Raw genomic sequence first — 24,895 nt, 5'->3', positions numbered from 1 at the left:
AGTGGCGGCGCTCGTGGAGCGTGGTGCGCGTGCGACGCGGTGAAGGGGCAAAGCTGGATGATATTGCCGAACTTGGGTGATCTATTGGGAGATACTTGCGCACCCGGTTCGGGCCCGCGGCTCGCGGTCGCGTTCTACGGTGGAGCCACCGTTATCGCCCGATGCAAGGGGTATCGCGTGGAATCGATCTCGGTGGACCTGCTCAGCGGGCTTGCCGCAGGGGCCGGCGGCGACGCCGGTCGACTGGCCTGGACACGCCTCGTCGAACTTGTCCGCACGCCGCTGCCGGACACGGACCGGATCGGTGGTACGGGGGGCTCGCCGGCGGCCGGATCCGAGGGGATACCGCGGTCGCGGGCGTCGGATGCGGCGGCGTTGGGGTCGGGCGGGCCGGGCGCGTCGGGGGCTCGGTGTGAGGGGGACGTGCCGCATCGGTCGGCGCCGGTGCCCACGGGCGAGCTGGAGCTGACGCTGCTCGGGCACGAGGCGCCGGGAGGGCTGCGGGCGTACACCCGCGCGCACGCGCTCGCCGGCGCGCTGGCGCTACGGGCCGAGCGTGATCCGGACTTCGCCCGCTCGATCGGGCACTGGTACGCCGAGGCCCGGCGGATCGACCTGGACGGCCCGGACGCGTCGGGCGAGGGCGGGGGCTCGGGTTCGGGTGGGCGCGCTGGGTGCTGCGGAGGGGGCGGGCACGGCGTGATCGTGCTGGGGGAGGGGGTGGACGGGCTCGATGGGCCGTTCCGGCTCGGGCCGGCGGGGCACTCGGGGGGATGGACGATGGGGGGTGACCCCGAGGGGCCGGGATCGGTGTGGCCGGCCGACGGTGCGGCTGAGGGCGGGGAGGCGGGCGCGCCGGGCTGAGGGGTGGTGGGAGATGCCGGTCTGCGGTCTGCGGCGGTCGGGGTGGGGCGTCCCCGACCGCGTTCAGGTCTTCGCGTGCCTGCGGCGCACCGGTGCGCCCCGGACCGTGCTCGGCCGGCGATCCGGATTCGGCTCGGGGCGGGCCTCGACGCGCGGGTCGGCCGGGGCCTCGGGGCGCGGTTCGGGGTGGGGGCGGGGCTCCGCCGAGGTCGGGTCGACGATGAAGCGCATCCGGTCCAGGTGCGACCGCGCACTGTGCAGGCCGCGTTCGGCCGGGCCGGGGACGAGTTCGCGCATCGCCACCACGGCGGGCCCCAGGCGGACCGCCTCTCGGGCATCGGTCACCCGCAGCCACACCTTGAGCGCGTTGTCGGCGGCGGCGATCGTACTCGGGTGTTGCGGGCCGACCGCCTCGGCGCCGCGCTCGGCGACCTGGCAGTAGATCAGGATCGCGTCCGCGACCCGGCCCAGACCGGCGCTGACGAACGCCAACATCGCCTGCGCGTCCAGCGTGCCCGGATGCGTGGGGCCGACCAACTTCTCCATGCGCATGCTGAGTTCGGCGGCCTTCTGCCACGCCTCCATGCCGCGACCGGTGTCCGCCGCGTGCCGGATGGCGGCCAACTCGTTCCAGTACGTGGGCAGGATGTCCGCCGGGCGGATCAACGCCCCGGCCGCCGCGGCCCCCTGCGCCAGTGCGCGGCGGGTGGGGATGGGGCCGACGGCGCGGCCGCGTACCGGCATCGACATCGGTCGATGGGGCCCGATCCCGCGTCGCGGGGCCAGTGCCGGGGGCAGCTGGGTGGGACTCGTGGTCGGCGGGCGGCGCGCGGGAGTCGGCGTCAGGGCGCCCGCGTCGGTCTGGATCCGCACGGTTATCCGAGGCGGGAGCGGCGGGGGCGGCGCCTCGGATTGCGGGTGCGGCGCGGGGCCGGTCCGGCGCTGCTGCGGCTTGGCACCGGTTGGCGAGCGGGACGACGTCGTGCCGGCCATGGTCGCACGGCGCATCAGGCCGCCCGACGGGCCGGTGCCGCCGGCGGCGTGCGGGGTGGCGCCCTGCGGGCCGGTGCCGGGCGTGCCGAGGCCGGTCGCCGGGCCCGGAAACTCCGGTTCGCGGTCCAGGAGGGCGGCGTCGGCCGGTGGGCGGGGTTGGGATCGGTCGGACGGGGCGCCGCCGGTGCGGGCGTTCGGCGTCGGCGTACCGTCCTGGCCGGCGGGACGGCGCAGGGGTGGGCTGCCGGGTCGGGCGGCGCCGGCGCGGAGTGCGTCGCGCAGGCTGGTACCCGGGACCTCGGGCTCGTCGTCCGGCCCGGAGGACAGCGCCGAGCGGACCAGGCCCAACGCCCGGCGGCCGACGCCCGGTTCCTCGCGCTGCCGGGCGGCGGCCGACGCCGTTCCCGATGGCTCGCGGTGGGTGGGCTCGACCACACCCTCGCTGACCAGGCCGCCGCCGACCACGCCCGAGCCGCGCAGGCCGGAACGTTGCGCCGGAGTCATCCCGTTGGGCGGCACCGCGGACAACGCCGAGACTCCCGTCCCGGCCGCGCCGGCGCCGCCGCCCCGCGGGGAGACCGCCTTCAGTCGGCGAACGGCGGTACGCAGGGTGGGTGGACGGGCTTCGGGGGAACAGTTGGCCAAGGCGAGCGACCCGGCGGACGGCGCGAACTCGACGGTGTCCGGGGCAAGTCGGGCCCGCTCGGCCAGGAGCGGATGGATCTCCTCGGCCGGTACGGGGTCGGGCAGTTCGGCGAAGCCCTGTCCGAGCGCGGCAACGAGGGTGCGGGTGAACGGATTCGGCGGACCCTTGACGTCGGGAGGGTTCACCACGCCCCACAGCGGAATGCCCGTGCACAGTTCGTGGACCCGTTCGCGGATCGCCTCCCAGGCTTCCCGACCGGCCGTCAGATCACAGATCACGAGGGTGTTCTCGGCCGGCCGCGGGCCGAGCAGCTCGACCACCCAGGACCACGGAAGCCCGTCGTAGCGCACCGAGTTGGGCGTGGAATCACGCAACCCCAGGTGCAGTTCGCGACGCCGCCGGTCGATCAGGAGACGACCGGTCAGGTACACGATCACCGGCCCGTCCACGGCGCCGGCGGCCTGGAGGTAGGCGCGTACCGCGTGCGGTTGCACGGCGTCGGGCAGTTGGATCACGTCCGCGGCGGCGTCGGGGAAGAGCTGATGCGGTGTCAGCGCCGACATCGCGACCAGGTTCCCACCGCTGTCCGACCGCCGCCCGCGCCCGGCACTTCCACCCTCCACGAGCAGCAACTGGCCACGTTCGGACGGAACCCGGATGACCCGCCCCCCACGTTCGCTCATGTGTGCCTCCCCGGCCGAGCCTTCTTGGGTGGTCCACCACGCACCTGAAGATTAGGGCTATCGACCGACCATGGTCGACATATCGGACCGGTTGGCCGGTCGGCCGCACCCCCGCACGCAGTCGCAACGAAGCAAAACCGGGGCGCACGAGGGGCGCACCCTCGGCCGGTCGGCGGCGGGGGTTCGTGCGAGTGCGGGGCGGCTGCGGGATGTGGGCCGGATGGCGAGAGCGGTGCTCTTGTTTGGGTGCAGTGCTCTGGTGTCTGGCAGACTGGCCGTATGACCGCAGCTCCTCGTACCGCGCGTGATCGTGCCCGGGTCGAACTCACGCACGAGATCAAGGATGTCGCGCGACGGCACCTCGCCGCCGAGGGTGCCCAGCGGTTGTCGTTGCGTGCGGTGGCCCGGGAGCTGGGGATGGCTTCGTCCGCGCTGTATCGATACTTCCCGAGCCGGGACGAGTTGCTGACCGCGCTGATCGTGGACGCCTACGACGCGGTGGGCGAGCGGGTCGAGCGTGCCGTCGAGGCGGCGGGGCCGGCCGAGCATCCGCGTGCCGCCTGGCGTGGGCTGTGCGGCGCGGTGCGGGCGTGGGCTCGGGAGCATCCGCACGAGTATGCGCTCATCTATGGTTCGCCGGTCCCCGGCTATCAGGCGCCGGACGACACTCTGGCTCCCTTCTCGCGGGTGCCGTTCGCGCTTCTCGGGATCCTCCGCGACTCCGGGCAGGATCCTGCCCGGCCCTTCGGGGAGGCGGAACTGCCCGGGCCGTTGGCGAAGCAGTTCGAGGCCGTGGTGGCGGCGGGTGGTCTGGAGGTCTCCCCGGCGACGTTGGCGCGGGCGGTGTTCGCCTGGGCCGGCGTGTTCGGGATCGTGAGCTTCGAACTGTTCGGACAGCTCGCCGGGAGTGCCGATCCCGCCGATCCGTTCTTCGCGTATGCCGTCGACCGGCATGCCGACCTGCTCGGGCTGGCCTGACCGATGGGCCGGCTCTCCCGCGCGCAGGTCCTGGACGCGGCGCTCGCACTCGCCGATCGTGACGGCATCGCCAAGTTGTCGATGCGGCGGCTCGGTGCGGAGCTGGGGGTCGAGGCGATGACGCTGTACTACTACGTGCCGAACAAGGACGCCGTGCTGGACGGCCTGGTCGAGCGGATCGTGGCGAGTGTGGCGCCTCGACCGAGTGGTCCGCGGGCGGTGTGGCTGGGCGAGTTCGCCCACGCGTTCCGTGCCGAACTGCTGCGCCACCCGGCGGTCGTTCCGCTCGTCGCGACGCGTCCGGTCGCGACTCCGGAGGCGTTGGCCGCCGTGGAGCGGGCCGCGGCGGCGCTGGTCGGGGAGGGGCTGGCGCCGCTGCGGGCGTTCCAACTCCTCAACGCGGTCACCACGTTCGTGATCGGCCATACGTTGGCCGAGTTGGATCCCGAGGGCGGGGAGCCCCGGGACGACCAGGCGGTGGATGCGGCGGCACTGCCCTGTCTGGCCCAGGCGTTGGCTGCGGGGTTGGGAACGCGGGCCGACCACGACGAGCGTTTCGCATCGGCGATCAGGGCCCTGTTGGCGGGGATCGAGTAGGCGTCTCCGGGGGGACGGGCGTTTTGTGCGGTTGGGTGGAGCGTTCGGGTTAGTCCTGGACCAGGACCACGGCTGTGCCGTATGCGCAGATTTCCGTGCCGTTGCCCGCGTCGGTGACGTCGTATCGCATGGCGAGGATGGCGTTGGCGCCGCGACCGCGGGCCTGGTCGACCAGGCGCTCGGCCGCTTCGGTTCGGCTCTGTACCAGGGTCTTGGTGAGGCCGCGCAGTTCGCCGCCGACCATCGATTTGAGGCCCGCGCCGAGTTGGCTGCCGATGTTGCGTGAGCGCACGGTGAGGCCGAAGACCTCGCCGATCACCCGTTGCACACGGTAGCCCGGTACGTCGTTGGTGGTGACCACGAGCACGCGCGGGTCGTTGGGCGCGCCGCCGTACGCGTCGAGATCGCTCATGTGGGCCTCCGGGGTCGGGGGATCGGGGCGGGTTCGCCTTTTGTGGCAGGTGGCCGCGCGGCGGCCGTCCCACACGTGATGCCACCGGTTCGGCGGATGGGCCGGGATCGGGGCCTTGACCATTTTTACGCTGTAAGACAAGCTGTGATCGCGCCACCTCTTACGCTGTAAGAGGTGGTCGGACACGACGACGGAAGCACGGAAACGAGGGGGAACGCGGCGATGCTCATCGGTGCGATGGTGCGGCGGCTCAACGACGGTGTGGACTACGCGACCTTCCGCGACGCTTGGCTCCCGGACGAGCGGTTCGAGGGCGACCCCCGACGGGTGCTCAGCGCGATCGACCTGGCCGATCCGCGGCAGTTGTTGACCGTCGCCATGATCGACGCGACGCCCGAGGAGATCCCCGGATGGGTGGCCCGCATCGGGGCGAGCGAGCAGCGCCGGGCCGAGCGGATCAAGGGGCTCGTCGGTCCGTGGCAACTCAACGCCACCTACCGGATCGTCGGCGACGACGACCTCGCCGCCGGAGTGATCGCGCGCTGACGGTCCGGGGTCCGCTCCGGTTCGCCCGCCCCGGCGCATCCACCCGAAAACCTTTGTGTCGCAACCGTGTTCCCCTGCTAGCGTCGCGGCGTGGCGAAATTGAACCAGATCATCGCGGTCGAGAAGGGCGTCAAGACCAAGTCCTTCCAGGAATTGACGGACGCTCACCAGCGGGTCCAGAAGGGCGCGTTGTTGTCGGGTATCTCGCGCACCTACCAACCCAAGGACGAGGAGGGCGAGCAACTGCCGCCCGAGTCGACCCGGGTGCAGGTCAAGGGTGAGGAAGTGCTGCGTTCGGTCACCGGCACGCTGACCCGGCTCTTCGACGTGACCGCGACCAAGGACTGGGCCAACTGCGAGGCGCGCGCCGACGTGGTCGTGGACGGCACGCCGTTGCTGCGCGACGTCCCGGTGTCGTACCTGCTCTTCCTGGAGAAGCAACTGGTCGACGTGCACACCTTCGTGCGCAAGCTGCCGATCCTGGACGCCGCCGAGACGTGGACGCTCGACCCCTCCACGGACTCTTGGCGCACCGAGCCGGTGCGTACCGTGCGGACCAAGAAGGTCCCGCGCAACCACGTCAAGGCCGAGGCGACGGAACACCACCCGGCCCAGGTCGAGATGTACTTCGAGGACATCGCCGCCGGCTACTGGACCACCGTGAAGTTCTCGGGCGCGCTGCCCGCCCGGCGCGTGAACGAACTCGTCGAGCGGGTCGAAAAGCTGCAGCGGGCGGTCAAGTTCGCGCGCGAGGAAGCCAACGGCGCGGAAGTGACCGACCACCGGATCGGCGACGCGGTCTTCGCCTACCTCCTCGGCAACGGCCGGGGCGAGTAGGCTTCGAGAATCCCCCGACCGGAGGGTCGGGGGTGCGCGAGGAGCGCAAGCTGAAACTGAAGCTTGTCGTGACGAACGCGGGTAACGGTGGAGGTTCGAACCCTTCCCCCGGCACCACGAGCCGGGGTGGCCCAAGTCGGCAGAGGCAGCCCGCGATCAATCTCAGACTCTTGCTCCAGACTCAGCATCGCCGCCCATCGCCGGATCGACCGGACGGGGCTCCGGTCGTCGGTTGCTGGTTCGACTCCAGCCCGGGCCGCTCGTGGCCTGGTAGTTCAAAGGTAGAACGCGACGACTTTCAAGACGACCCCGGTCCTTAAACGTGCCGGCGTGCCCGATAGGGCGGCACAGCGGGCCTCCGCGGGCAGGCTAGCCCCGCGGAGGCCCACCCTTTTGTTCGGACTCAGAGTTTGGTCGATTCGCGCCAGCGGGTGAGGACTTCGGGGTCGCCATCGAGGCGGCAGCCGGTGGTGTCGGCCCGGTTCCACAGCAGCAGATACAGCCTTTCGGCCGGGCCGGAGACCGTGAGGTCGGCGGGTTCGGCGGCGCGTACGACGCGTCGATCGGCGGTGCCGAGCCGCATGGTCCAGGCGGCCGAGGCGTCGTCCGGGGTGATCGCGATGCTCAGCGGCGGGTCGGTGACCGCCTTGTTCCGGGCGTGGGCGAGGAATCCGCACAGCAGTTCGTCGATTCCGTCCGCGGCGAAGTCCGTGGGCACGGCGGAGGGCAGACCGGCCGCGAGTTCCGCGTCGACGCGATGAACGGCCGTCTCGTGCGCCTGGCGTCGGGTCCAGAACAGGACCGTGGACGGTGCCTCGAAGAAGGTCCACCCCGGGGCGTCGGGGGCCGCCGTGCCGAGTGTCTTCACCAGGTCGGCGTGGGTGCTTCGGTACCACTCGAAGAGGTCCCGGTCGGTGGGGGCGCGGAACAGCTCGGTGGTGTCCTCCCGGCTCGGCCGCTCGACGCTGCCGGATTCCACGATGTACGCGGCCCACCGGTGCACGCCGCCAAGGTGTTCGAGGAGATCGCGTACCCGCCAGTCGGGGCAGGACGGCACTTCCGCGTCGAGGCCGGCCCGTTCGGCCGAACGGGCGAGCGTTTCGCCGTTGGCGCGCAGCATGTCGAGGTACGTGGCAATGTCCATTGGGCCACGTTCCCACGGGGGATCGGCGGGGGTACAGGCTCATGGGCCGCGGGCAATCGGTCGCCCGGGGGGAATCGCGGCGATGGGTCGTCGGTGCGTCCTATGCTGGGGGATGATGGGTAACTTCGGTGTATATGTCGTCGCCCGATCGGCGTGGCCCCTGTTGGAATTGCCGGCCGTCCAGCAGGCCGGCGGCGAACCGCGGTGGTCGGCTCGCGACGGCGACTGGCAGGTTCTGCTGTTGGCGTCGGGGTTGGATCCGGGGCCGACGTTGATGGCGGATACGGACGCGCCGGTGTTGACGGCCGACGTGGTGTCCGGCCACTTCGCCATGATCGACGCGCAGAGTCCGGGTGGGGGCGGCGTATGGCATTGCGCGCTGGCGCCGCGTGCGGCCAGGTCGTACGCGTTGGATCCGGAACTCGGGCCGCCGCCGGAGCGGGTGTTGCCGCGCGCCGTCGGTTGGGCGCGCGAGGCCGGACTCACCCCGGACGAGGCGGCGTTGGACACCACGTTGCGCGCGGAGGGGACGCCGGACGAGCTCCTGCGGGCCTTTTTGAACGCGCTGGGATTTCGGTTCGCGGTGGTGGACGGGGGGTAGCGGGCGGGGTGTTCGTGGTCGCGGCGTCGCGCACGCGCTACGCGGATACGGATACGGCGTCGAGCGGGGTCGGGCCGTCCGACAGGTAGGTGCTGATCTGCCGTAGCCAGCGGGTGTGGTAGCGGCTGATCAGGGCGTCGGGGGTCAGGCGGGACAGGGTCGGCAGGTACTTGTTCGTCGTCTCCGAGCCGGCGCGGCGGGCGGTCAGGGAGGCGCGGCGGGCGCGGGAACTCCGGTAGTCGGCAAGGGCCTCGGGGATGTCGGCGGTGCGACGCAGGGCGCGGGCCAGGGCCCAGGCGTCCTCCAGGGCCTGGTTGCCGCCCTGCGCGACGGTCGGCGGCATCGTGTGCGCGGCGTCGCCGAGGAGGGTGGCCCGGCCGAGGCTCCAGGTGCGCGGGACCTTGTGCCGGCGGTGGGCGAAGTACTCGACGTCCGCGTCCGTGACCGCCGCCAACACGTGGGGGACCGGCGCGGCCCAGTGCCCAAAACGTTGGCGCAGCGCGGCGATCGGCGAAGTGGGCGGCGGTTCGGACGGGTCGCGGCGGAGGTCGAACCACCACTGGAGCAGGCCGTTGCCGGCGGGCATCAGGCCGCACATGCCCTCGGGGCCGACGATCATCAGGCCGCGGCGCTCGTGGACCACGTCGATGTCGACCGGGGTGAGCCCCTGCCAGGTGACCCAGCCGGTCGCGGTGGTGGGGTCGGAGCCCCATACGTGCCGGCGGACGACGGAGCGGGCGCCGTCGGCGCCGATGATCAGGTCGGCGGTTTCGGTGCTGCCGTCGGCGAAGGTCGCCTGGGCGTGGTCGGGGGTTTGGGTGATCGCGGTGCAGGTCTGGTCGAAGGCGATCGGGGTGGTCGTCGTCGCGTTCGCGTTGTTGGTCTCGGCTTCGGTTCGGGTTCCGGTTTTGGCTCCGGTTCGGGGCGTGGGCAGGGCTTCGGCCAAGCGGCGGATCAGGTCGCGGCGGGGCATCGCGAGGTGGGGGTGGCCGTAGCGGGTGGCGGCGAGCGAGACGTCGATCCGCATCAGGACGCGTCCGTCGTAGTCGCGTTGTTCGAGCAGGTCGATGGGTGCGCCGAGACCTTCGGTGGGGACGCCGAGGTCGGCGAGGATGCCGGTGCCGTTGCTCCAGAGGGTGAGTGCCGAGCCGGAGGTGCGCAGTGCCGACGCACGTTCGTGGACCGTGACGTCGTGTCCGTCCGTACGCAGGGCGCGCGCCGCCGCGAGTCCGCCGATGCCCGCGCCGATGACCAGTATTCGCATGGTGCCCCCTCGTGTGTGGGTGCGGTGGATCGACCGGAGACCCAGGATGCCACTACTCGAATAGTACTATCACAGCCTTGATAATCTCCGTGCATGGCACCACCCCCCAACAGCGCCCGTCGGCGCGCCATCGCGGACGGCGCGATCGAGGTCTTGGCCCGGGCCGGCGTACACGGCTTCAGCCACCGCGCGGTGGACGAGGCGGCGGGGCTGCCGGCGGGCACCACGTCGAACTACTTCCGCAGCCGCGACGTCCTGCTGGGCGCCGCGGCGGAGCGCGTCCTGGAACTGCACCGCGCCGACATGACCGCCGCGCACGAGACGGTGGCCGGCCCGATCGACCGGGGCGGCCTGGTCGACTTGATCGCGATGTCGCTGGAGTTCTCGGCCACGATGCATCGGGCGCGCTATCTGGCCGTGTACGAACTGACCCTCGAGGCCACCCGCCGCCCCGAACTCCAGCGCACGCTGGACCACATGCAGACGGAGGCCGTGGACTTCACCCTGGCCCAGCACCGCGCCCTCGGCCTGCACACGTCGCGCGCGGACGTCGCCACGCTGATCACGCTCTTCGCCGGCGCCCTCTATACCCTGGTCACCGGACAGGCCGGGCAGGCCACGGGCCCCGCGGCCCGAGCACTGGCGCAGGGGATGGTCGCGGGCATCGCCTCACCGGACTGAGCGGGCCCGAGACGACGGGGCGGGCGGATGTCGGGGGCGGCGTGTTCAATGGAGAGATGGCCATTCCCGACGAGGCACTCGTGATCCGCGACGAGGACTGGTACGGGAGGGAGCTGACGGACACCGCGAAATACACGCGCTGTTCGTTCCTGGACACGGACTGGACCGAGGTCGTCAACGAGGGCGCGGTGTTCGACGAGTGCACGTTCGCGGGCGTGCGATTCAACGCGTCGCGGCACACGGGAGCGGCATTCACGAACTGCACATTCAAGGGCTGCACGTTCTTCGACGCCAGGTTCGTCGACTGCAAACTGGTCGGCAGCACGTTCCGCCGGTGCACCTACACGGTGTTCGAAGTAACGGGCGGAGACTGGTCGTTCGTCGGCCTACCGGGAGCCGACCTGACCCAGGCAACCTTCACCGGCGTCCGCATGCGCGAGGCCGACCTGACCGCCGCCCGCCTGCAAAAGGCCGTGATAACCGCCTGCGACCTATCCGGCGCGACCCTGCACGGCGCAACCCTCAAAAACGCCGACCTACGAGGCAGCGACCTATCCACCCTGGACCCCAGAACAGTCGACTTCCAGGCCGCCCAAATCACCCCAACCCAAGCCACCACAATAGCCAAAACCACAGGCTGGATTGTCACCTGAGCCACATGGGCGCTACGTTGAAAAGGCGTGAGCGCAGAGACATTCGAGCGCTCACGCCTCCGGTCAGTGCCGAGGTGGACCTTGCCTGGGAGACCTTCCGTGTCGCGTCGGCCCGAACCACCGTTCAATGTCCTCGCGGGCATCGCATATGAATCTCGAGCCGCTAGTTGATGACTTGAAGTTCACCCACGCGGGCGGTTGTTTCCGTCTGCCCTTCCATGGCCGGGAGCGAAATAGGTATGCCATCGGCCCCTACATAGCTTGCTTCCCAGTGAACGGTTGCGGTGACTGTAAAACGACTTTTCGGCTGATTTGCCGATGTAGTTTTATACACGTAGCCGCAGTCGGGTGAGGAAGTACTCGGGGAGGATGGGTCGTACGGTGTGCCCGGAGTCAGGCACTTCACGACGGACCCGTCGCCCATGGACCACAGAACGTACTTTGATCGAGCGATGGCCGTAACGGTTACGCCTCGTTCGGTTACCGTCTTGGAGATTCCGTCCGGTGACCATCGGTGCGGATCGGATGCATCGATCCATAGCCAAACCGGGAGTCCTACGAGACCCATCTTTCCGGGTTCCGGGGTCATGAAGACCTTGGGCTTGCGAAGCTCGAGCTGGGCCATGGCGAGGGTCGCGACTTGAGCGTCTGTAGGGGCAGGGAGTTGGGGAGCGGGGCCTCCGCCGCCACCGGCAGCCGTGGCCCCAACGGCAGTGTGTTCTCCGTTGCCTTGGGTGAAGCCGGGTTCGGCACCCCCGCTGCCGCCTGTCGCGCTACCACCTCCCGCACCTCCGCCGCCACCGGTCCCGCCGCTGCTTCCTCCCGGGCCGGGTACTTCGATGCAGATGATGAGGTCGCCGCAATTCGTCACGCCCGCAGAAGCCGGTGGGAGAAGGAAGAAGGCGCCAATGGATCCGGCTGTGCAGGCCAAGGCGACACTTCGTAGAACTTTCGATCTATTCATGAGTCCTCCCTGGCGGGCATCTTCACATGGCGGTGGGGATGGATATCAGGCGGGCGTGCCGTCGCTCGAGAGTGCCCGAACGGAGTCCGCGACGATATCGATCGGGGAATCCGGAGATGGCGGGATCTTGAATACTGTCATGCCGACATTGACTACGTTTAGTGTTTTCCATTTGGTGGTGCGGCCGTTCAGGTTCTGAAAACTCTGGCTATTGGTGACGGATATCGGGGATGAACCGGCCGTGAGGTTTGAGGATGATCGCGTGGTGCACATGACCAATTTGCCGCCGTCTGATGTCTTCCAGGCCGGCGATTTTTCACTGTCGCGGATCTCGGTCTTGAAGGTGACCGATCCGCCCTTCGCCAGTCCTTCTGTGTCCCTTTTGTTGTTGCGGTCTTCTTGAATGACTGCTTTTGCCCTGGGTCCCCAATTGGTTGTGGTCGGACCTCCGTCCAAAAAGTTGGCGAAATCTCGGCAGATCTCCTGACCGTAGTAGATGTTCGCGGATGCTGCGCTTTCTTTGTTGTCAACCGTCGCTATTTGCGTGACGGTAGGGAAATCCTTGCCGACCTCTGTGAATGCGAGAAATGACATTTTCCAGGGCCCGGTCCCTTTGTCCTGTTGCAGGACTCCGAGGGATCCACGAGACTGCTTTCCGATGGTTTGGCGACCCAGGGACAGGAGCCACCGGTCGTCACCGCTGGGAGCCCCCTGGGGTGAGGCGACGTGTATATTGCTATTCGCGGCCAAATCCTCGTCATTGCCGATATTGTCGCCATACTTCAAAATGCGCTCGAGGCGAGCGGTGGATACCTCGAGTAGGGCTCCTGCCTCGATTTCCGAGATTGAATGAATATCGCGTGCTGCTCGGGCTTTTTTGCTGGCATCGAAGTATGCCTGCGAAGTGTTTGTGGCATCGGCCTCGCTGATCGGCGGGCCCGCCGCTGCGGTGCTTTGAGACGGTGTCGGGAGCGGAGCGGCTGCCGTTTTGGGTGCCGCTTGACCGATTTTGGGCTCTTTCGACTTTTTATCCGATGAGCAACCTGCGGTGGTCAGGAGGGTGAGAGTGGCCAGGGCTGCCAGCAGGGTTGCCGGGAGTTGGGTGTTGGTGGATCGGGCCAAAACTGCCACCCCCGCAGCAGGTGCGATCTTCGGAGTTCGGTGCGCTATTGATCTGCCGAAGCATCATTGCACTTGATCGGGTGGGTCGTAAGCGTCTTCGGGAGATCACTGCGGGTAGCGGGATTCGGCCACTTGGCCAGGGTGGAGCCGGGGTTGTTGGGTGGGGGTGGCTCCGGGGGGATTCGGGCTGGTGGCGGGGGTGTTCCCGGGGAGATGGCGGGTGGGGTTATGGGGTTGTGGTGACCAGAGTGGTCAGGCCGTAGCCCTGTTGCCATTGGTATAGGCGGGACTGGTCGAGTAGGACGATGCCGTGGTGGTGGGCGAATCGGCGGGCCTCGGTGGTGAATCCGTGGCGGGTGATGAAGACCGGGATGTCGGCCTGGTGGTTGTGGTGGGCCGTGCCGATGAAGGCGTGGAGGTCCAGGGGGCGGGCCTCGTGGGTGATGGGGGCGCAGCGGATGAGGACGAGGCTGCCGTTGGGGAGGTAGGCCTTGACGTTGGCGTCGGGGGCTACCTGGACTGCGAGGAGGCCGTCGCGGCGGCAGAGGTCGGCGATCTGGAGCTCGAAGTCGTGGTCGTCCGGGGGGTCCGGGCGTTGGTTCAGGGTTGATGTGGCGAGGTGGACGGTCGCGCACAGGAGGGCCAGGGCGGCGGAGGCGGCCAGCCAGGCGTCGACGCCGTTGATGCCGAGGGAGTCGAAGAGGTCGTGCAGCGCGATGGCCGGGACTGCGGCCAGCGGGGCTATGGCCCAGCCGCGGAACTTGGCGCGGGTGCGGATTCGGGGCATGTGGGGTCCCTCCGTGGGCGGCCGACGGCGGAGCGGGCGGCAGCTTAGGCGGAGGGGTGGGCGGTCAACCACCCGACTGGATGGTGGATGTGGTGGGAGGGCGAGCCGGGGGTGGGGGTCGATGCGGTGGGATCGCCCTTGTGGGTGCGGGTGTTGGGGTTGTGGGGTGGCGTTTGGGTGTGGCGGTGGCGGGGTGTGTGGGGGTGGGGCCGTGTGGGTGATGTGGCGGGGGCGCGGGGGGGTGAGGTGCGGGATGCGAGGTCGAGGTGTCAGGTGCGGGATGCGGGGAGCGGATGGTTGCGAGGCATGGAGCCCTTGACACGGGGACCCCGCTCGCCCGCTCGCCCGCTCGCCCGCTCGCCCGCTCGCCCGCTCGCCCGCTCGCCCGCTCGCCCGCTCGCCTGGCGGGCTGTTGGTTGCTTTGGGGCGGTGGGGGTGGGGGCTTTGGGGTCTGGGGGGCGGGAAGTGGATCTGGGATGTGGTTAGTGTGGCGGGGCCGGCTCCGCTATCTTCTGCCGAATGAGCAGGATCCGTAAGACAGCGATCATGGTTGTGGCATGTTTCGGGCTCGCCTTCGCGGGCGTGGCCTCCGCGTATGCGATTCCCGGTCAGCATCCGCAGGTGCGCAAGGTGTGTCGCGTCCTCGACCCCGAGGTCAAGCAGGCCAAGCGCGGCAACCACGTCGGTCGCACCGGTGAGCCGAAGGTTCACCGGCAGCGACACGACGGCGTGATGGGTGAGGTGGCCGACCACTACTGCGTACCGGGTGGCGGGAAGCACCACAAGGTCAACCCAGGTGCACGACCTGCAGCACGGTGACGGTTGTCGTCCCTTCGTTGAGCAGTACCACCACGATCAGGGGCCCCGCCGCTGCGGTGCGGACGATTCGGTCGTCCTCGCCGTAGCGGACGGTGGCCGTGTACGGGTCGCAGACCAGTTTGTACAGCAGCATTCCCCAGTGGTTGAGCGTGGTTTCGGGGAAGCGGTCGATGACCTCTTGGTGCTCGATGCCGATCCTCGGGCGCCACGTCACGCGGCGCTGCTTTGCGCTCGGCCGCGGGAGATCCACTTGCGGACGATTTCCTCGTCCACCTCGTCGAGGTCCGGGTCCAGGCCCGTGGCCCGAACCTGTGCCGCGAGGGCGCGTGCGTGCGGCAGGCCGGCGATCAGTTCCTCCGCCGCCTGTACGTAGCGGGCCAGTAGGCCCGGCAGATCGCCGATCGGCGTCAGATTCACCAGGCGCAGGAATTCGTGGCGGGCTTCGGGGTGTGGGAGCGCATGCGCGATGCGATCCACGGTCCACGGGTCAGTGCTGTTCACGCCGGCCCTCTCCTCACTCCGGACGAATGATCCGGGATCAGATTAGGGGCCGAGCGCGGGTGCGGGGGGCTTCGACGTGATCAGCGGATGACAATCCGCGTTCGGTGGACGGCGATCCGCATCGATAGGTGACAATCCCTCAATTTCCGGCCATTCACTAGCATTTGACCTCCCTGACGGCCAAGCACTTGGCCTTGCGCTCGTCTTCGAGCGTGGTGGTCGGCGGGGTCGCGCGCCCGTTGCTCCTCGGCTGCGTCCCCGGAGGGGTCTGCTCCTGTCGCGTCTGCGCCTGGGCCGTCGGCCGATCGCCGGCGGACTCCGGTGTCGCGGACGCGGGTTCGGCGGAGGCCGGCGCGTCCACGGCGGGGCTCGGCCGGACCGTCTCCGCGCCCCCCGTCGTCGCCGCGGGCCGAACGTCGGTCGCCGGCCGCACGGTTGCCTGCTGCGACGGCGCCAGGAACAGCCCCGCGCCGGCGATCGCCAGTACGCCCACCCCGGCGCCGAGGGCCGCCACGCGGCGGCGCCGGCGAATCCGCTTGCCACCCGCCACGGCCGCGTCCACCACGCTCGGGAAGTCGGGTTCGGGCTGATCGAGCATCAGCGCGAACAGGTCGCGATCGTTCATGGTCGGCCTCACCGTTCGGACAGCTCCCACATCTGCTCGCCGACGAGTTCGCGCAGCCGGTTCAGGCCGCGCGCACTCTGGCTCTTGACCGTGCCGGTACTGATCCGCAGGGCCTCCGCCGTCTGTTCGACGCTCCAGTCCTCCCAGAAGCGCAGCACGAGCACGGCCCGATAGCGAGGCGGCAGCCGGAGCAGCGCCGCCTGGAGGGTCATCCGCAGGTCCGGCGAGGAGGACTCCTCGCTCGGCCGCTGCGGGAGTTCGTCCACCGGCTCCTCGCGCCAACGGCCCTTGCGGTGCTGGTCGATGTACGTGCGGGTGAGCACCACGCGGGCGTACGCGTCCACATTCCCGTCGCGGTTCAGCCTGCCCCACGCCGTGTACATCTTCATCAGTGTGGTCTGGGTGAGGTCCTGCGCCTCGTACCAGTCGCCGCACAGCAGGTACGCGGATCGACGCAGCTGGGCCTGGCGGGCCTCGGCGTACTCGCGGAACTCCCGTTCACGGGCTGCCCCCCTCACGCGGGCGGCAGCGGAGTTGCCAGGGGGTGGTCGCGGGAATCGCGCACCGTGATCTCCTCCTCACCGGGTCCCCCTCGGGCATGGCTCGAGAGCGCCCGGCCGGTGCCGAGGCGTGCGTTTGCCCGCATGTCGAGGGGTCTGTCACAGGGGATACGCGCGCCGGCGGCCCCGGGTTGCACGGCGGTTCGGAGATGTTCGGCACGTGGGCGGCGTGGGTCGGCGGTGCAACGTGGCTTGGTCGGCGGGCGTATTTCTCTTGTGGAAGGTCCGAATGTCCGACTGTCCAGTGAAGGGGTACGCACATGACGAATCGTCAAAACCGGCCGCCCGGGCAGGCGATGAGTCTGGTGGGGCCGGTCGCCGCCGTGTTCGCCACCGTCGGGATCGCGGTGGGGTCCTGGGTCGGCATCGCGTCCGCCTCGGGCGCCGGGGAGCCGAAGTCGGTACCCGCCTCGGTGACCTCGGTGGTCGACCCGAGCGCGGACCCGACCGCGACGCACACGATGCCCAGGCCGCGTGCGGTCACGGGCCGGCCCACGGTGGTCACGCCGGGGAAGCCGTACGTGGCCAGGAAGTCGGACCTGGAGCGGAACGCGCGCGTGGATCCGAAGCCGGCCACGGGCCGACGGGGGCCCGAGACGGCTGTGCTCCCGCGCACGGGGCGCGAGCCGGACGCGAGGCCGTGAAGCGGGGGCGGCAAGCGGCGAATACGCTCGAGCCCGCCGCGGAACACGTCGACGCACCGGCCCGGGACCACTCCCGAACCGGCGCACGGCGCGGATGCCGGCCGCGGGCCCCGGCCGCTTCGGGGACCGCGTCGTCTCGCCCCCATCCCCGTCGAGGAGTTGCCGCGTGGTTCCGATCGCCCCGGGCGCAGTGCCGTTGCTCGGTCATACCCCGGCGTTGTTGCGCGGGCGCTGGGACTTCGTGTCCTCGTTGCGGGCGCACGGGCCGATCGTGCGGATCCGGGTCGGGCCGAAGGAGTTGTACGTCCTCAACGATCCCGCGCTCGTGCGCCGCGTGCTGGTCGAACACGCGGACACCGTCGAGCGGGACGGGTTCTTCAAGCAGGCGCGGCTGCACATCGGCGACGGGCTGGCCGCCTCCGACGGTCCGCTGCATCGGGCCCGGCGGCGTACCGTGCAGCCCGCCTTCCAGCGGTCCCGGATCGGCGGGTACGTGGATGTGATCCGGCGGCAGGCCGAGGACGCGAGCGCGCAGTGGTTGCCCGGATCCACGCTCGCGCTCGATCGGGAGATGAGCGAACTCGGCCTGGCCACACTCGGTCGGCTGATCTTCGGCGAGGACCCGGCCGCGGACGCCGCCGTCGCCGAAGTGCGGCGCTCGTTGCCGGCGTTCATCCAGGAGGTGTTCACCCGCACGGTGTTGCCCGAGTGGGCGCGGCGGTTGCCCACTCCCGGCAACCGGCGCTTCGCCGAGACCGGCGCCCGGTTGCGCGACACGATCGCCGCAGCGGTGGACGCGGGTTCGGGGGAGGGGCTGCTCGGCGAGTTCGTCGGGATGGACATGCCGCCGGAGGCGGTGCGCGACGAGGTGGTGTCGATGCTGATCGCCGGCAACGACAACACCAACGCCACCCTCTCGTGGGTCTTTCACGAGATCGGCCGCAACGAGGACGTCCGCGAGCGGCTGCACGCCGAGTTGCACGAGGTATTGGCCGGCGGCCCGCCGACCGCGGAGAACCTGGGCGCCCTCGTATATACAAGGAGTGTTGTCGACGAGACGCTTCGGCTGTACGCGCCCTGGCTGGTGGTGCGTCGGGCCAATCGCGATGTCGACGTGATGGGGCATCACATCCCGAATGGCGGCGACGTGTTGTACAGCCATCACGCGCTGCACCGGGACCCGGACCTGTTCCCCGACCCCGAGCGCTTCGATCCGGACCGCTGGGCGGAGCCCGGCTTCCGGGGGCGTGCGCGCGGCGTGTACATGCCTTTCGGCGCGGGCGTGCACCGGTGCGTCGGCGAACACCTGTTCCTGGCCCAGATCGTGACCACCGTGGCGGTGGTGTGCGCGCGATGGCATCTGGAGCCGGTACCCGGCAAGCCGTCCCGGCCGAGGACGAGCGCGCTCCCGCGTCCCGGACACCTGCCGGTGCGGGCGCTCCGCCGACGGGTGTGAACTCCGCCGACGGGTACGGGCTTCGCCGCCACGACACCCGATCGTCACCGCGTCGACATGACGACACATCCGCCGTTTTGCCGGATTGGCCCACGGTGCGCGCGAGTTCCTCGTACATCGGATCGAGTACCGTGCGCGGCGTCGGCTCGGCCGTGCGATATCACGTTCGGGCGCGCGCGGTGCGGTCCGAACCCGGCCGGCCAACAATTGCCCGAAAGTGCTTGCGGCGGGGCTCGTTTCGGGACCATCGTGGGGCCCGTTCGGTGTCCGGAACGAGATGCTTGCCCGTGATCTTGGGTGGGGTCGGGTTCGTCACATGGCGTCCGCGATCGTGCTGGTTGACGGGGTGCGTCGACGTCGCGGAATGCATCGAATGATCAACTTCGGCGGCGGTTTTCGAGCCGTTCACCATTCACCTGACAGTGTGTGTGGTGGAAGATACGAGCGGTAGCTCCGAAGTGGATCACGGTCCGCGCGGAACCTGGGTGGACCCGGCAGAGCAAGGGGGCGGAGCCGGTGGTGAAGGCAGCTACGGAACGGCCATCGGGCAACGGCGTCGCGACACCGGGCGCGACCGCCGGCGCGATGCCGGTCACGCCCACGCGCAGCCTCGGCGCCAGACGCCGGCGGCCCGCGCTCATCGCGCTCTCGGTCGCGCTGATCGCGGCGGGCGGACTGGGCTCGGCGGCGTTCTATCAAATGGGCGACAAACGGGTGCCGGTGCTCGCCGTGGCCCGCACGGTGCCCTACGGCCAGACGATCGCCGCCGAGGACCTGCGGGTCGTGGAGATCAACGACGCGCCCGGTCTGCGCCCGATCGGATCCGGCTCCAAGGGCGTCATCGTGGGCAAACGCGCCGCCGTCGAGCTGCGCGCGGGCTCCCTGCTGACCTCGGATCAGGTCACCGAGAAGATCGCGATCCAACCCGGCGAGACGCTGGTCCCGATCGCCGTGGACGCCACCAGGATGCCGGTCCAGCGGGTCACCCCGGGCACCCGGATCCTGGTCGTGACCTCGGTTGCCGCGCCCGCCGGGGCCAACGCCGTGCCGGCGCAGCCCGTCACCATCGCGGCCACCGTGATCCGAGCCAGTGCCGCCGACCCGAACTCCGGTTCCGGCAAGGCCGTCCTGGACGTGGCCGTGCCCGCCAAGGACGGCCCCACGCTCGCCCTGCAGGTGGTCGACGGTCGGTTCTCCATCGTGGTGCTCAACACCGGGAACGCGGACGCGGCGCCCAACCCCGCGCCGGGCAAGGCCGGAGGCACCCCATGACCGTCGTCGCGGTCACCGGCGGCACGGGCGCGCCCGGTGCCACCTCGACCGCGCTCGCACTCCTGCTCACCTGGCCGCTGCCCGCCGGCCGCCGGGTGATCCTGATCGAGGCCGATCCGGACGGGGGTTCGATCCTCGCGGGCGCGCTCCAGGGTCGGGTTTCGGCCGAATACGGCCTGCACCAGCTGGGCGTGGCACACCGTCAGGGAAATCTCGTCGACGCCTTCTTCCGGCAACTCGTCGACCTGTCCGACGGCCGCCGCGAACGCCTGCTGCTGCCGGGCCTGGTGGACCCCACCCAGGCCTCGGGACTGGCCTACACGTGGGATCCGATCTCGCAGCTCGCCGCCGGGCTGGGCAATCAGCAGATTCCGCACGATGTGATCGTCGACCTCGGCCGGCGCGGCACCACGGGCGCCTCGGCGATCGTCGCGCGCCGCGCCGACCTGGTACTGCCGGTCGTCCGCGGCACGTTGCCCTCGCTCGCCCAGGCCCAGCCCCGACTGGCCGCGCTGCGCAACGACCTCGACACGCACGGGACCGGATCCGACTCGATCGCCCTGGTGGTGATCGAACAGGGACGCTACTCCCGGCAGGAGATCGGCAAACACCTCGAGGCGCCCGTACTCGGTCTGGTGCCGTTCGACCCGGAACGCGCGCGGGTGTTGTCCGACGGCGAGGGCGACACCGGAAAACGTTTCCTGCGTTCGAGGTATATGCGGGCCGCGCGGACCGCCGCGGACGCGGCGATCAACCTGGCCGCACAACGACGCATGCGGCTGGCTCCACGCCCCACGTCCGGCGGGCAGTTGCCCGCCGGCCCGGAGGCGCCGGCGCCGAGCGACGGCTGGGCCCAGGCGGCGGCGTACATCCGCCGATCCGACACCGAGCCCCGCCCGGAGTCGCCACCCGAGCCCCACTTCGAGTCACCCGCCGAGGCCGAACCGGCGCACCGCCCGGCCGGCGAGGAGGCCGGCCATGTTCGATAACGCCCGACCCCTGCACCCGGATCCGCACAACAAACCGGAACCCCCACCCCCCGCCGAGACCGGCGGCCATCCGCAGATACACGTCGTCCCGGGGCGCCCCGAGACGGAGGACGTGTTCTACGCGCCGCCCCCGCTGCGCACCTGGCCGGAGGGCTTCCAGCGGGCCGGCGCCGATCCCGCGAGCGGCCCGGAGCACACCTGGTCGGCCGGCGCGGGCTCGCTCACGCCCGCCGTGGGCCACGTTCCGCCACCGACTCCCGCCAACGGCACGCCCCTTCCGCCCACCGCGATGTCCGCGCCGACCGCCGTGCCGGCCCCGCCGCACGTCGTGCCCGGCGTGAACGGGCACGTCAACGGCGCCGCCCGCCCCGCCGGTTCGCGCGACGGCATGTTCACCGTGCCGCCGACCGCGAGCGTGAGCGCCAACGGAGTCGGCACGGTCAGCCGCCGCCCGTCCGCCGCGCCCGCCCCCGCCGGCACCGGCCCGCACACCCCGATCACCGCCGCCCCCAAGCCGCCCCGCAACCCGTCCGGGGAACCGGTCGTGGACCCGGCCGTGGTGCGGATCCTGAAGGACCGGGCGGCCGAACAGCTGCACGAGTTCGACAAGTCGGCGCCCGGCATGACCACCGGCGACCGGGAGCAGCGCGGTCGCGCGATCGTCGCCCAGGTGGTCGCGGAATGGGCGGACATCACCGCCCGCGAGCGCGGCATCTCCACCACGCCCGCCGAGGACCGCGCGATGGCACGCGCGGTGTGGGACTGGCTGTTCCGCGCCGGGCCGTTGGAGCCGTACCTGACCGACCCGGCCGTGGAGAACATCCTCGTCAACGGCTACGACACGGTCTGGGTCGACTACGCGGACCGCCCCCGCGTCCAGGTGCCCCCGCTCACCGCCTCCGACGACGAACTCCGCGAGTTGTTGCGCGACCTGGCCCGCCGGCACGGCAGCGGCGAGCGCACCCTGTCCACCGCGCAGCCCACCCTGGCCCTGCGGCTCCCGGACGGCTCCCGGCTCCAGGCGATCACCGAGGTCACCCCGCACACCTACGTGACCATCCGCCGGCACCGCGTGCGCGACGTGCGTCTCGCCGAGCTGATCGGACTCGGCACCCTGGACCGCACGTTGGCCGCCTTTCTCGGCTCGCTGGTCCGGGCGAAGAAGAACCTGATCATCTGCGGCACCCAGGGTGTCGGCAAGACCTCGCTGCTGCGCGCGTTGTCCCACGAGATCCCCCGGGACGAGCGGATCGGCACCTTCGAGACCGAACTGGAGCTGTTCCTGCACGAGTTGGGTCATCTGCGCCAGGTGGTGGCGATCGAGGCTCGCGAAGGCAACGGCGAACGCGGCATCGACGGCAAGTCGGCGGGCGAGTTGACCATCGGCGAACTGATCCCCTCCGCGCTGCGCATGTCGTTGTCGCGGATGATCGTCGGCGAGGTGCGCTCCAGCGAGATCGTGCCGATGTTGCGCGTGATGACCAACGGCGAGGGCGGCTCCATGTGCACGCTGCACGTGCGCGAGCCGGACATGATCTTCGACCGGATCGCCGAACTCTGCCTGGAGTACGGCGCGCACATGAGTCCCGAACTGGCCTACCGGCTCGCCTCCAACGCCGTCGACTACGTCGTCTTCGTGCGGATGATCGACGAGACGGCCATCGGCGGCAAACGGCATCGTTTCGTCTCGCACGTCCTGGAGGTGACCGGGATGGGCGAACACCGCCGCCCGGCCGTGAACACGATCTTCGCGCCGACCGCCGACGATCCGCGCGCCACGGCCCGGATGTACCCCTCGGACATGCCGGATCTGATCCGGGCCGGGTTCAGTCCGCATCTGCTGGACGAACCGCACGGCTGGCGCCCGTTGCGGCTCAAGCTGCACCAGGCCGGGTGATCGTATGGGTGACGCGTTGTTGGTCGCGGTGTGCGGATGCCTGCTGGTCGGCGGTGTGATCGGGCTGATCGTCGGGCTCGTCGGCACCTACGACGACCCGACCCCCAAGCCGCCGGGCCGCGTGGAGTCGGCGATCCGCCGGATGCGGTCCGGGCCGGTGACGGCCCGCCAGCGCACCGCCCGCCGGATCCGCCTGTCCGTCGGTGTCGTGGTGGCCGCGCTGGTCTGGTTGTTCACCGGATTCCTGGGCGCCGGGCTCCTGGTGATCGCCGGGTTCTCCGGGCTGCCCTGGCTGCTCGCGCCCACCAGGAGCGACCACAGCGTGATCAAGCGCCTGGACGCGCTCGCCGAGTGGACCCGACGGATCGCCGACCTGATCGAACTGGGCGCCGGACTGGAGAACGCGATCCTCACCTCGCGAGCCACCTGCCCGGAGCCGATCGTCGAGGAAGTCGGCGACCTGGTCAGCCGATTGCAGTCCCGGTGGCGCCCCGAGGAGGCGCTGCGGGCGTTCGCGGCCGATCTGGGCGACGCCACGGCGGACAAGATCGCTGCGGCGCTGATCCTGCGCTCCTCGGACCGCGGGCCGGGCCTGGCGATGGCGCTCAAGGACCTCGCCACGACCGTGCGCGAAGAGGTGCGCCAGCGCCGGGCGATCGAGGCGGACCGCGCCGGCGCGCGGATGGCCGTGCGCTGGATCACCTACATCACCCTGGGGGTCACCTCCCTGGTCGTGGTGATCAACCGCGACTACGCCGCGCCGTACGGCACCGCACTCGGACAGATGGTCCTGCTGCTGATGGCGATCGCCTACGTCGGCACCCTGGTCTGGATGCGTTCGCTGGCCGCCGATCGGGTCAAGCCCCGCTTCCTGGTGGCGGATCCGCGCAGCGTGGTCAAGGCGGCCAGGGCGGTGGACGTGCAGCAGGAGCAGGGTGTGCACACCGCGCCCGTATTGCGGGGTGAGTGGTCGTGATCCCACCGATGGTGATCGTCAGCGGGTGTGTGCTCGGCGCCGGAGTGGCCGTACTGGTGCGCGAGTTGTGGCCGGCGCCCCCGGACCTGGGCAACGCGCTGCACCGCCTGTCCGGGAGGCCGAAGCGGCGCACGGAGCAGACGGGCAGCAAATACGACGACCGACTGGTCGCCATGGTCCGGCACGTCCCGGGCTTCCGGGTGCCGCACCGCGAACTCGACCTGGTCGGCGAGACCGTCGCACAGTTCGTGCGCACCAAGGCGCTGCTGGCCCTGCTCGGGCTCCTGCTGCCCGCGATGCTCTCGGCGGTGTTGACCGCGGCCGGGATCGGGATCGCGTTCTACGTACCGCTGTTCCTGTCCCTGGCGGTGGCGGCGGGGATGTGGTTCATCCCCGACTACGCGTTGCGCGACCAGGCCAAGTCCGCCCGGATCGAGTTCCAACACGCGGCCGCCGCCTACCTGGACCTGGTGGCGCTGGGCCGGGCGGGCGACGCCGGCCCGGCGGAGGCGTTGGAACGGGCCGCGGCCGTGGGGGATGGGTGGGCCTTCACCCGGATCCAGGACGCGTTGGCGCGGGCCCGCGTGGGCAGCGCCGACCCCTGGGACGGACTGCGCGACCTGGCCAAGGACCTGGACCTGCCCGAACTGGCCGACGTGGCCGACATCATCGAGATGGCCGGGACCGAGGGCGCGGCCGTGTACGGCACGTTGCGCGCCCGCTCCCAGTCGCTGCGTGTGGAACTGCTCGCGAACGAACACGAAAAGGCGAACGCGGACTCGGAACGGCTCACCGTTCCGGGGACGATGCTCGTGGTGATCATGGGAATCCTGCTCGGATTCCCGGCAATTTCCCGGATGTTTTCGGTATGAACGACCTTCGGATTCCGAGCCGTTCTCCGGAAGGAGTACAGGCAATGTCAACCGGTTCCTCGTCCCCAGCGTTGCTCGATCGTGTCGAGACCGCCGTGCACAGAGTCGCCCCGGCTCCGGTCGCCTTCGTGTTGGTCGTCACCGGCGGTCTGGTGGACCGCTATCGGCGACTGCGCAAGGAGCGCGACCACGGCGCGGTGAGCATCGAGACGGCGATCATCGTCGCGGTGTTGATGGTGGCCGCGGTCAGCATCGCGGCGGTGATCTACACGATGTACAAGAAGTACCAGGACGGCCTGAAGAAATCCGACGACAAGTACGTGCCGCCGGCTCCGCAGAACGACCAGTAGCACGGCCCGTTCCTCCGTGACCGACATGCGAAGAAGCCGACCCATCGCCGCGATCCGACGCCGCCTGCGCCAGGCCGGGGGGGGGGGGAGCGGGCGCAAGTACAGTTGGGAGGGGGTCATTTTAACGGGGTTGAAACACGGGGGTTTTTTGGGTTTTCAAGT

27 protein-coding genes are annotated in these 24,895 nt (G+C 70.3%); 16 read left to right on the top strand and 11 right to left on the bottom strand.

Annotation, left to right across the window (positions count from 1 at the left end; genetic code table 11):
- Positions 1–177 precede the first annotated feature (177 nt).
- Positions 178–864, top strand: a complete 687-nt coding sequence (locus ACFRCG_RS08640) for a hypothetical protein (RefSeq protein WP_380030058.1) — start codon at positions 178–180, stop codon at positions 862–864.
- A gap of 63 nt (positions 865–927) precedes the next feature.
- Here ACFRCG_RS08640 and ACFRCG_RS08635 read toward each other — a convergent pair whose 3' ends face one another.
- On the bottom strand, positions 928–3,186 hold the full coding sequence (locus ACFRCG_RS08635) for a hypothetical protein (RefSeq protein WP_380030057.1): 2,259 nt from the start codon (positions 3,184–3,186) through the stop codon (positions 928–930).
- Positions 3,187–3,465: 279 nt separating this feature from the next.
- On the opposite strand from ACFRCG_RS08635, the gene ACFRCG_RS08630 reads away from it, so the two are divergent.
- Entirely contained in the window at positions 3,466–4,164 is a 699-nt protein-coding gene (locus tag ACFRCG_RS08630; protein ID WP_380030056.1) for a TetR/AcrR family transcriptional regulator, read from the top strand.
- Between the two features lie 3 nt (positions 4,165–4,167).
- Entirely contained in the window at positions 4,168–4,761 is a 594-nt protein-coding gene (locus tag ACFRCG_RS08625; protein WP_380030055.1) for a TetR/AcrR family transcriptional regulator C-terminal domain-containing protein, read from the top strand.
- A gap of 49 nt (positions 4,762–4,810) precedes the next feature.
- Here the strand turns inward: ACFRCG_RS08625 and ACFRCG_RS08620 are convergent, their stop codons facing one another.
- Complete coding sequence (locus tag ACFRCG_RS08620) at positions 4,811–5,173, bottom strand: YbjQ family protein (protein ID WP_380030054.1); 363 nt, start codon at positions 5,171–5,173, stop codon at positions 4,811–4,813.
- A gap of 222 nt (positions 5,174–5,395) precedes the next feature.
- On the opposite strand from ACFRCG_RS08620, the gene ACFRCG_RS08615 reads away from it, so the two are divergent.
- Both ACFRCG_RS08615 and ACFRCG_RS08610 read left to right on the top strand, forming a co-directional pair.
- On the top strand, positions 5,396–5,719 hold the full coding sequence (locus ACFRCG_RS08615) for a hypothetical protein (protein WP_380030053.1): 324 nt from the start codon (positions 5,396–5,398) through the stop codon (positions 5,717–5,719).
- Between the two features lie 90 nt (positions 5,720–5,809).
- Complete coding sequence (locus ACFRCG_RS08610) at positions 5,810–6,556, top strand: hypothetical protein (RefSeq protein ID WP_380030052.1); 747 nt, start codon at positions 5,810–5,812, stop codon at positions 6,554–6,556.
- A 403-nt stretch (positions 6,557–6,959) separates the two neighbouring features.
- Here ACFRCG_RS08610 and ACFRCG_RS08605 read toward each other — a convergent pair whose 3' ends face one another.
- Positions 6,960–7,700 carry a maleylpyruvate isomerase family mycothiol-dependent enzyme gene (locus ACFRCG_RS08605; protein WP_380030051.1) on the bottom strand — a complete coding sequence of 247 codons (741 nt, stop codon included), beginning with the start codon at positions 7,698–7,700 and terminating at the stop codon, positions 6,960–6,962.
- 163 nt (positions 7,701–7,863) lie between these two features.
- Between ACFRCG_RS08605 and ACFRCG_RS08600 the strand changes: the two genes are divergently transcribed.
- On the top strand, positions 7,864–8,301 hold the full coding sequence (locus tag ACFRCG_RS08600; protein WP_380030049.1) for a hypothetical protein: 438 nt from the start codon (positions 7,864–7,866) through the stop codon (positions 8,299–8,301).
- 37 nt (positions 8,302–8,338) lie between these two features.
- Here the strand turns inward: ACFRCG_RS08600 and ACFRCG_RS08595 are convergent, their stop codons facing one another.
- On the bottom strand, positions 8,339–9,565 hold the full coding sequence (locus tag ACFRCG_RS08595; RefSeq protein WP_380030047.1) for an FAD-dependent oxidoreductase: 1,227 nt from the start codon (positions 9,563–9,565) through the stop codon (positions 8,339–8,341).
- A gap of 93 nt (positions 9,566–9,658) precedes the next feature.
- On the opposite strand from ACFRCG_RS08595, the gene ACFRCG_RS08590 reads away from it, so the two are divergent.
- Together ACFRCG_RS08590 and ACFRCG_RS08585 are read left to right on the top strand one after the other, a co-directional pair.
- A complete protein-coding gene (locus ACFRCG_RS08590) occupies positions 9,659–10,246 on the top strand; it encodes a TetR/AcrR family transcriptional regulator (RefSeq protein WP_380030046.1) in 588 nt (195 codons plus the stop codon).
- Positions 10,247–10,302: 56 nt separating this feature from the next.
- Entirely contained in the window at positions 10,303–10,899 is a 597-nt protein-coding gene (locus ACFRCG_RS08585) for a pentapeptide repeat-containing protein (protein ID WP_380030045.1), read from the top strand.
- A 1,009-nt stretch (positions 10,900–11,908) separates the two neighbouring features.
- Here the strand turns inward: ACFRCG_RS08585 and ACFRCG_RS08580 are convergent.
- Both ACFRCG_RS08580 and ACFRCG_RS08575 read right to left on the bottom strand, forming a co-directional pair.
- On the bottom strand, positions 11,909–12,994 hold the full coding sequence (locus ACFRCG_RS08580) for a hypothetical protein (protein ID WP_380030044.1): 1,086 nt from the start codon (positions 12,992–12,994) through the stop codon (positions 11,909–11,911).
- A gap of 217 nt (positions 12,995–13,211) precedes the next feature.
- Positions 13,212–13,772, bottom strand: coding sequence for a restriction endonuclease (locus tag ACFRCG_RS08575; protein ID WP_380030043.1), 561 nt, complete (start codon positions 13,770–13,772; stop codon positions 13,212–13,214).
- Positions 13,773–14,291: 519 nt separating this feature from the next.
- Between ACFRCG_RS08575 and ACFRCG_RS08570 the strand changes: the two genes are divergently transcribed.
- A complete protein-coding gene (locus tag ACFRCG_RS08570) occupies positions 14,292–14,591 on the top strand; it encodes a hypothetical protein (protein WP_379996684.1) in 300 nt (99 codons plus the stop codon).
- On the opposite strand, the gene ACFRCG_RS08565 is transcribed toward ACFRCG_RS08570, so the two are convergent.
- The 5 genes from ACFRCG_RS08565 to ACFRCG_RS08545 all read right to left on the bottom strand — a co-directional run bounded on the left by ACFRCG_RS08565 (position 14,560) and on the right by ACFRCG_RS08545 (position 16,854).
- Entirely contained in the window at positions 14,560–14,805 is a 246-nt protein-coding gene (locus tag ACFRCG_RS08565; RefSeq protein WP_078974732.1) for a hypothetical protein, read from the bottom strand. The genes ACFRCG_RS08570 and ACFRCG_RS08565 overlap by 32 nt on opposite strands.
- A complete protein-coding gene (locus tag ACFRCG_RS08560; RefSeq protein WP_126639535.1) occupies positions 14,802–15,092 on the bottom strand; it encodes a hypothetical protein in 291 nt (96 codons plus the stop codon). The genes ACFRCG_RS08565 and ACFRCG_RS08560 overlap by 4 nt, the downstream gene beginning before the upstream one ends.
- A gap of 157 nt (positions 15,093–15,249) precedes the next feature.
- Entirely contained in the window at positions 15,250–15,717 is a 468-nt protein-coding gene (locus ACFRCG_RS08555; protein ID WP_380030042.1) for a hypothetical protein, read from the bottom strand.
- Between the two features lie 8 nt (positions 15,718–15,725).
- Positions 15,726–16,235 carry a SigE family RNA polymerase sigma factor gene (locus tag ACFRCG_RS08550; RefSeq protein ID WP_380030041.1) on the bottom strand — a complete coding sequence of 170 codons (510 nt, stop codon included), beginning with the start codon at positions 16,233–16,235 and terminating at the stop codon, positions 15,726–15,728.
- Positions 16,236–16,548: 313 nt separating this feature from the next.
- The gene (locus tag ACFRCG_RS08545) at positions 16,549–16,854 is read right to left on the bottom strand and encodes a hypothetical protein (RefSeq protein ID WP_380030040.1); all 306 of its coding nucleotides are present in this window, start codon (positions 16,852–16,854) and stop codon (positions 16,549–16,551) included.
- Between the two features lie 233 nt (positions 16,855–17,087).
- Between ACFRCG_RS08545 and ACFRCG_RS08540 the strand changes: the two genes are divergently transcribed.
- The 7 genes from ACFRCG_RS08540 to ACFRCG_RS08510 all read left to right on the top strand — a co-directional run bounded on the left by ACFRCG_RS08540 (position 17,088) and on the right by ACFRCG_RS08510 (position 24,733).
- Entirely contained in the window at positions 17,088–18,377 is a 1,290-nt protein-coding gene (locus tag ACFRCG_RS08540; RefSeq protein ID WP_380030039.1) for a cytochrome P450, read from the top strand.
- A 519-nt stretch (positions 18,378–18,896) separates the two neighbouring features.
- The gene (locus tag ACFRCG_RS08535; protein ID WP_379996694.1) at positions 18,897–19,649 is read left to right on the top strand and encodes an SAF domain-containing protein; all 753 of its coding nucleotides are present in this window, start codon (positions 18,897–18,899) and stop codon (positions 19,647–19,649) included.
- Positions 19,646–20,638 carry a hypothetical protein gene (locus ACFRCG_RS08530; RefSeq protein WP_380030037.1) on the top strand — a complete coding sequence of 331 codons (993 nt, stop codon included), beginning with the start codon at positions 19,646–19,648 and terminating at the stop codon, positions 20,636–20,638. The genes ACFRCG_RS08535 and ACFRCG_RS08530 overlap by 4 nt, the downstream gene beginning before the upstream one ends.
- Entirely contained in the window at positions 20,628–22,535 is a 1,908-nt protein-coding gene (locus tag ACFRCG_RS08525) for an ATPase, T2SS/T4P/T4SS family (RefSeq protein ID WP_380030036.1), read from the top strand. Before ACFRCG_RS08530 ends, ACFRCG_RS08525 begins: the two co-directional genes overlap by 11 nt.
- Before the next feature lie 4 nt (positions 22,536–22,539).
- Entirely contained in the window at positions 22,540–23,511 is a 972-nt protein-coding gene (locus ACFRCG_RS08520; RefSeq protein WP_380030035.1) for a type II secretion system F family protein, read from the top strand.
- Positions 23,508–24,383 (top strand): type II secretion system F family protein, encoded by an 876-nt coding sequence (locus ACFRCG_RS08515; RefSeq protein WP_380030034.1) that lies wholly within the window; start codon positions 23,508–23,510, stop codon positions 24,381–24,383. The genes ACFRCG_RS08520 and ACFRCG_RS08515 overlap by 4 nt, the downstream gene beginning before the upstream one ends.
- Positions 24,384–24,427: 44 nt before the next feature.
- Positions 24,428–24,733: a hypothetical protein gene (locus tag ACFRCG_RS08510; protein WP_380030033.1), complete on the top strand. Its 306-nt coding sequence runs from the start codon at positions 24,428–24,430 to the stop codon at positions 24,731–24,733.
- The last annotated feature ends 162 nt before the right edge of the window (positions 24,734–24,895 follow it).

Origin of the sequence: Embleya sp. NPDC056575 (assembly GCF_042793325.1) — a bacterium.
Classification (GTDB): domain Bacteria; phylum Actinomycetota; class Actinomycetes; order Streptomycetales; family Streptomycetaceae; genus Embleya.
The sequence above is the reverse complement of the archived record's forward strand: the minus strand, read 5'-3'. Positions and strand labels throughout refer to the sequence as shown.

What these genes read in the sequence shown, in the direction of transcription:
- ACFRCG_RS08635 (WP_380030057.1), bottom strand. Translation starts at nt 3,186, where the DNA reads ATGAGCGAACGTGGGGGGCGGGTCATCCGGGTTCCGTCCGAACGTGGC.
- ACFRCG_RS08630 (WP_380030056.1), top strand. Translation starts at nt 3,466, where the DNA reads ATGACCGCAGCTCCTCGTACCGCGCGTGATCGTGCCCGGGTCGAACTC.
- ACFRCG_RS08625 (WP_380030055.1), top strand. Translation starts at nt 4,168, where the DNA reads ATGGGCCGGCTCTCCCGCGCGCAGGTCCTGGACGCGGCGCTCGCACTC.
- ACFRCG_RS08620 (WP_380030054.1), bottom strand. Translation starts at nt 5,173, where the DNA reads ATGAGCGATCTCGACGCGTACGGCGGCGCGCCCAACGACCCGCGCGTG.
- ACFRCG_RS08615 (WP_380030053.1), top strand. Translation starts at nt 5,396, where the DNA reads ATGCTCATCGGTGCGATGGTGCGGCGGCTCAACGACGGTGTGGACTAC.
- ACFRCG_RS08605 (WP_380030051.1), bottom strand. Translation starts at nt 7,700, where the DNA reads ATGGACATTGCCACGTACCTCGACATGCTGCGCGCCAACGGCGAAACG.
- ACFRCG_RS08595 (WP_380030047.1), bottom strand. Translation starts at nt 9,565, where the DNA reads ATGCGAATACTGGTCATCGGCGCGGGCATCGGCGGACTCGCGGCGGCG.
- ACFRCG_RS08590 (WP_380030046.1), top strand. Translation starts at nt 9,659, where the DNA reads ATGGCACCACCCCCCAACAGCGCCCGTCGGCGCGCCATCGCGGACGGC.
- ACFRCG_RS08585 (WP_380030045.1), top strand. Translation starts at nt 10,303, where the DNA reads ATGGCCATTCCCGACGAGGCACTCGTGATCCGCGACGAGGACTGGTAC.
- ACFRCG_RS08575 (WP_380030043.1), bottom strand. Translation starts at nt 13,772, where the DNA reads ATGCCCCGAATCCGCACCCGCGCCAAGTTCCGCGGCTGGGCCATAGCC.
- ACFRCG_RS08570 (WP_379996684.1), top strand. Translation starts at nt 14,292, where the DNA reads ATGAGCAGGATCCGTAAGACAGCGATCATGGTTGTGGCATGTTTCGGG.
- ACFRCG_RS08555 (WP_380030042.1), bottom strand. Translation starts at nt 15,717, where the DNA reads ATGAACGATCGCGACCTGTTCGCGCTGATGCTCGATCAGCCCGAACCC.
- ACFRCG_RS08530 (WP_380030037.1), top strand. Translation starts at nt 19,646, where the DNA reads ATGACCGTCGTCGCGGTCACCGGCGGCACGGGCGCGCCCGGTGCCACC.
- ACFRCG_RS08525 (WP_380030036.1), top strand. Translation starts at nt 20,628, where the DNA reads ATGTTCGATAACGCCCGACCCCTGCACCCGGATCCGCACAACAAACCG.
- ACFRCG_RS08520 (WP_380030035.1), top strand. Translation starts at nt 22,540, where the DNA reads ATGGGTGACGCGTTGTTGGTCGCGGTGTGCGGATGCCTGCTGGTCGGC.
- ACFRCG_RS08510 (WP_380030033.1), top strand. Translation starts at nt 24,428, where the DNA reads ATGTCAACCGGTTCCTCGTCCCCAGCGTTGCTCGATCGTGTCGAGACC.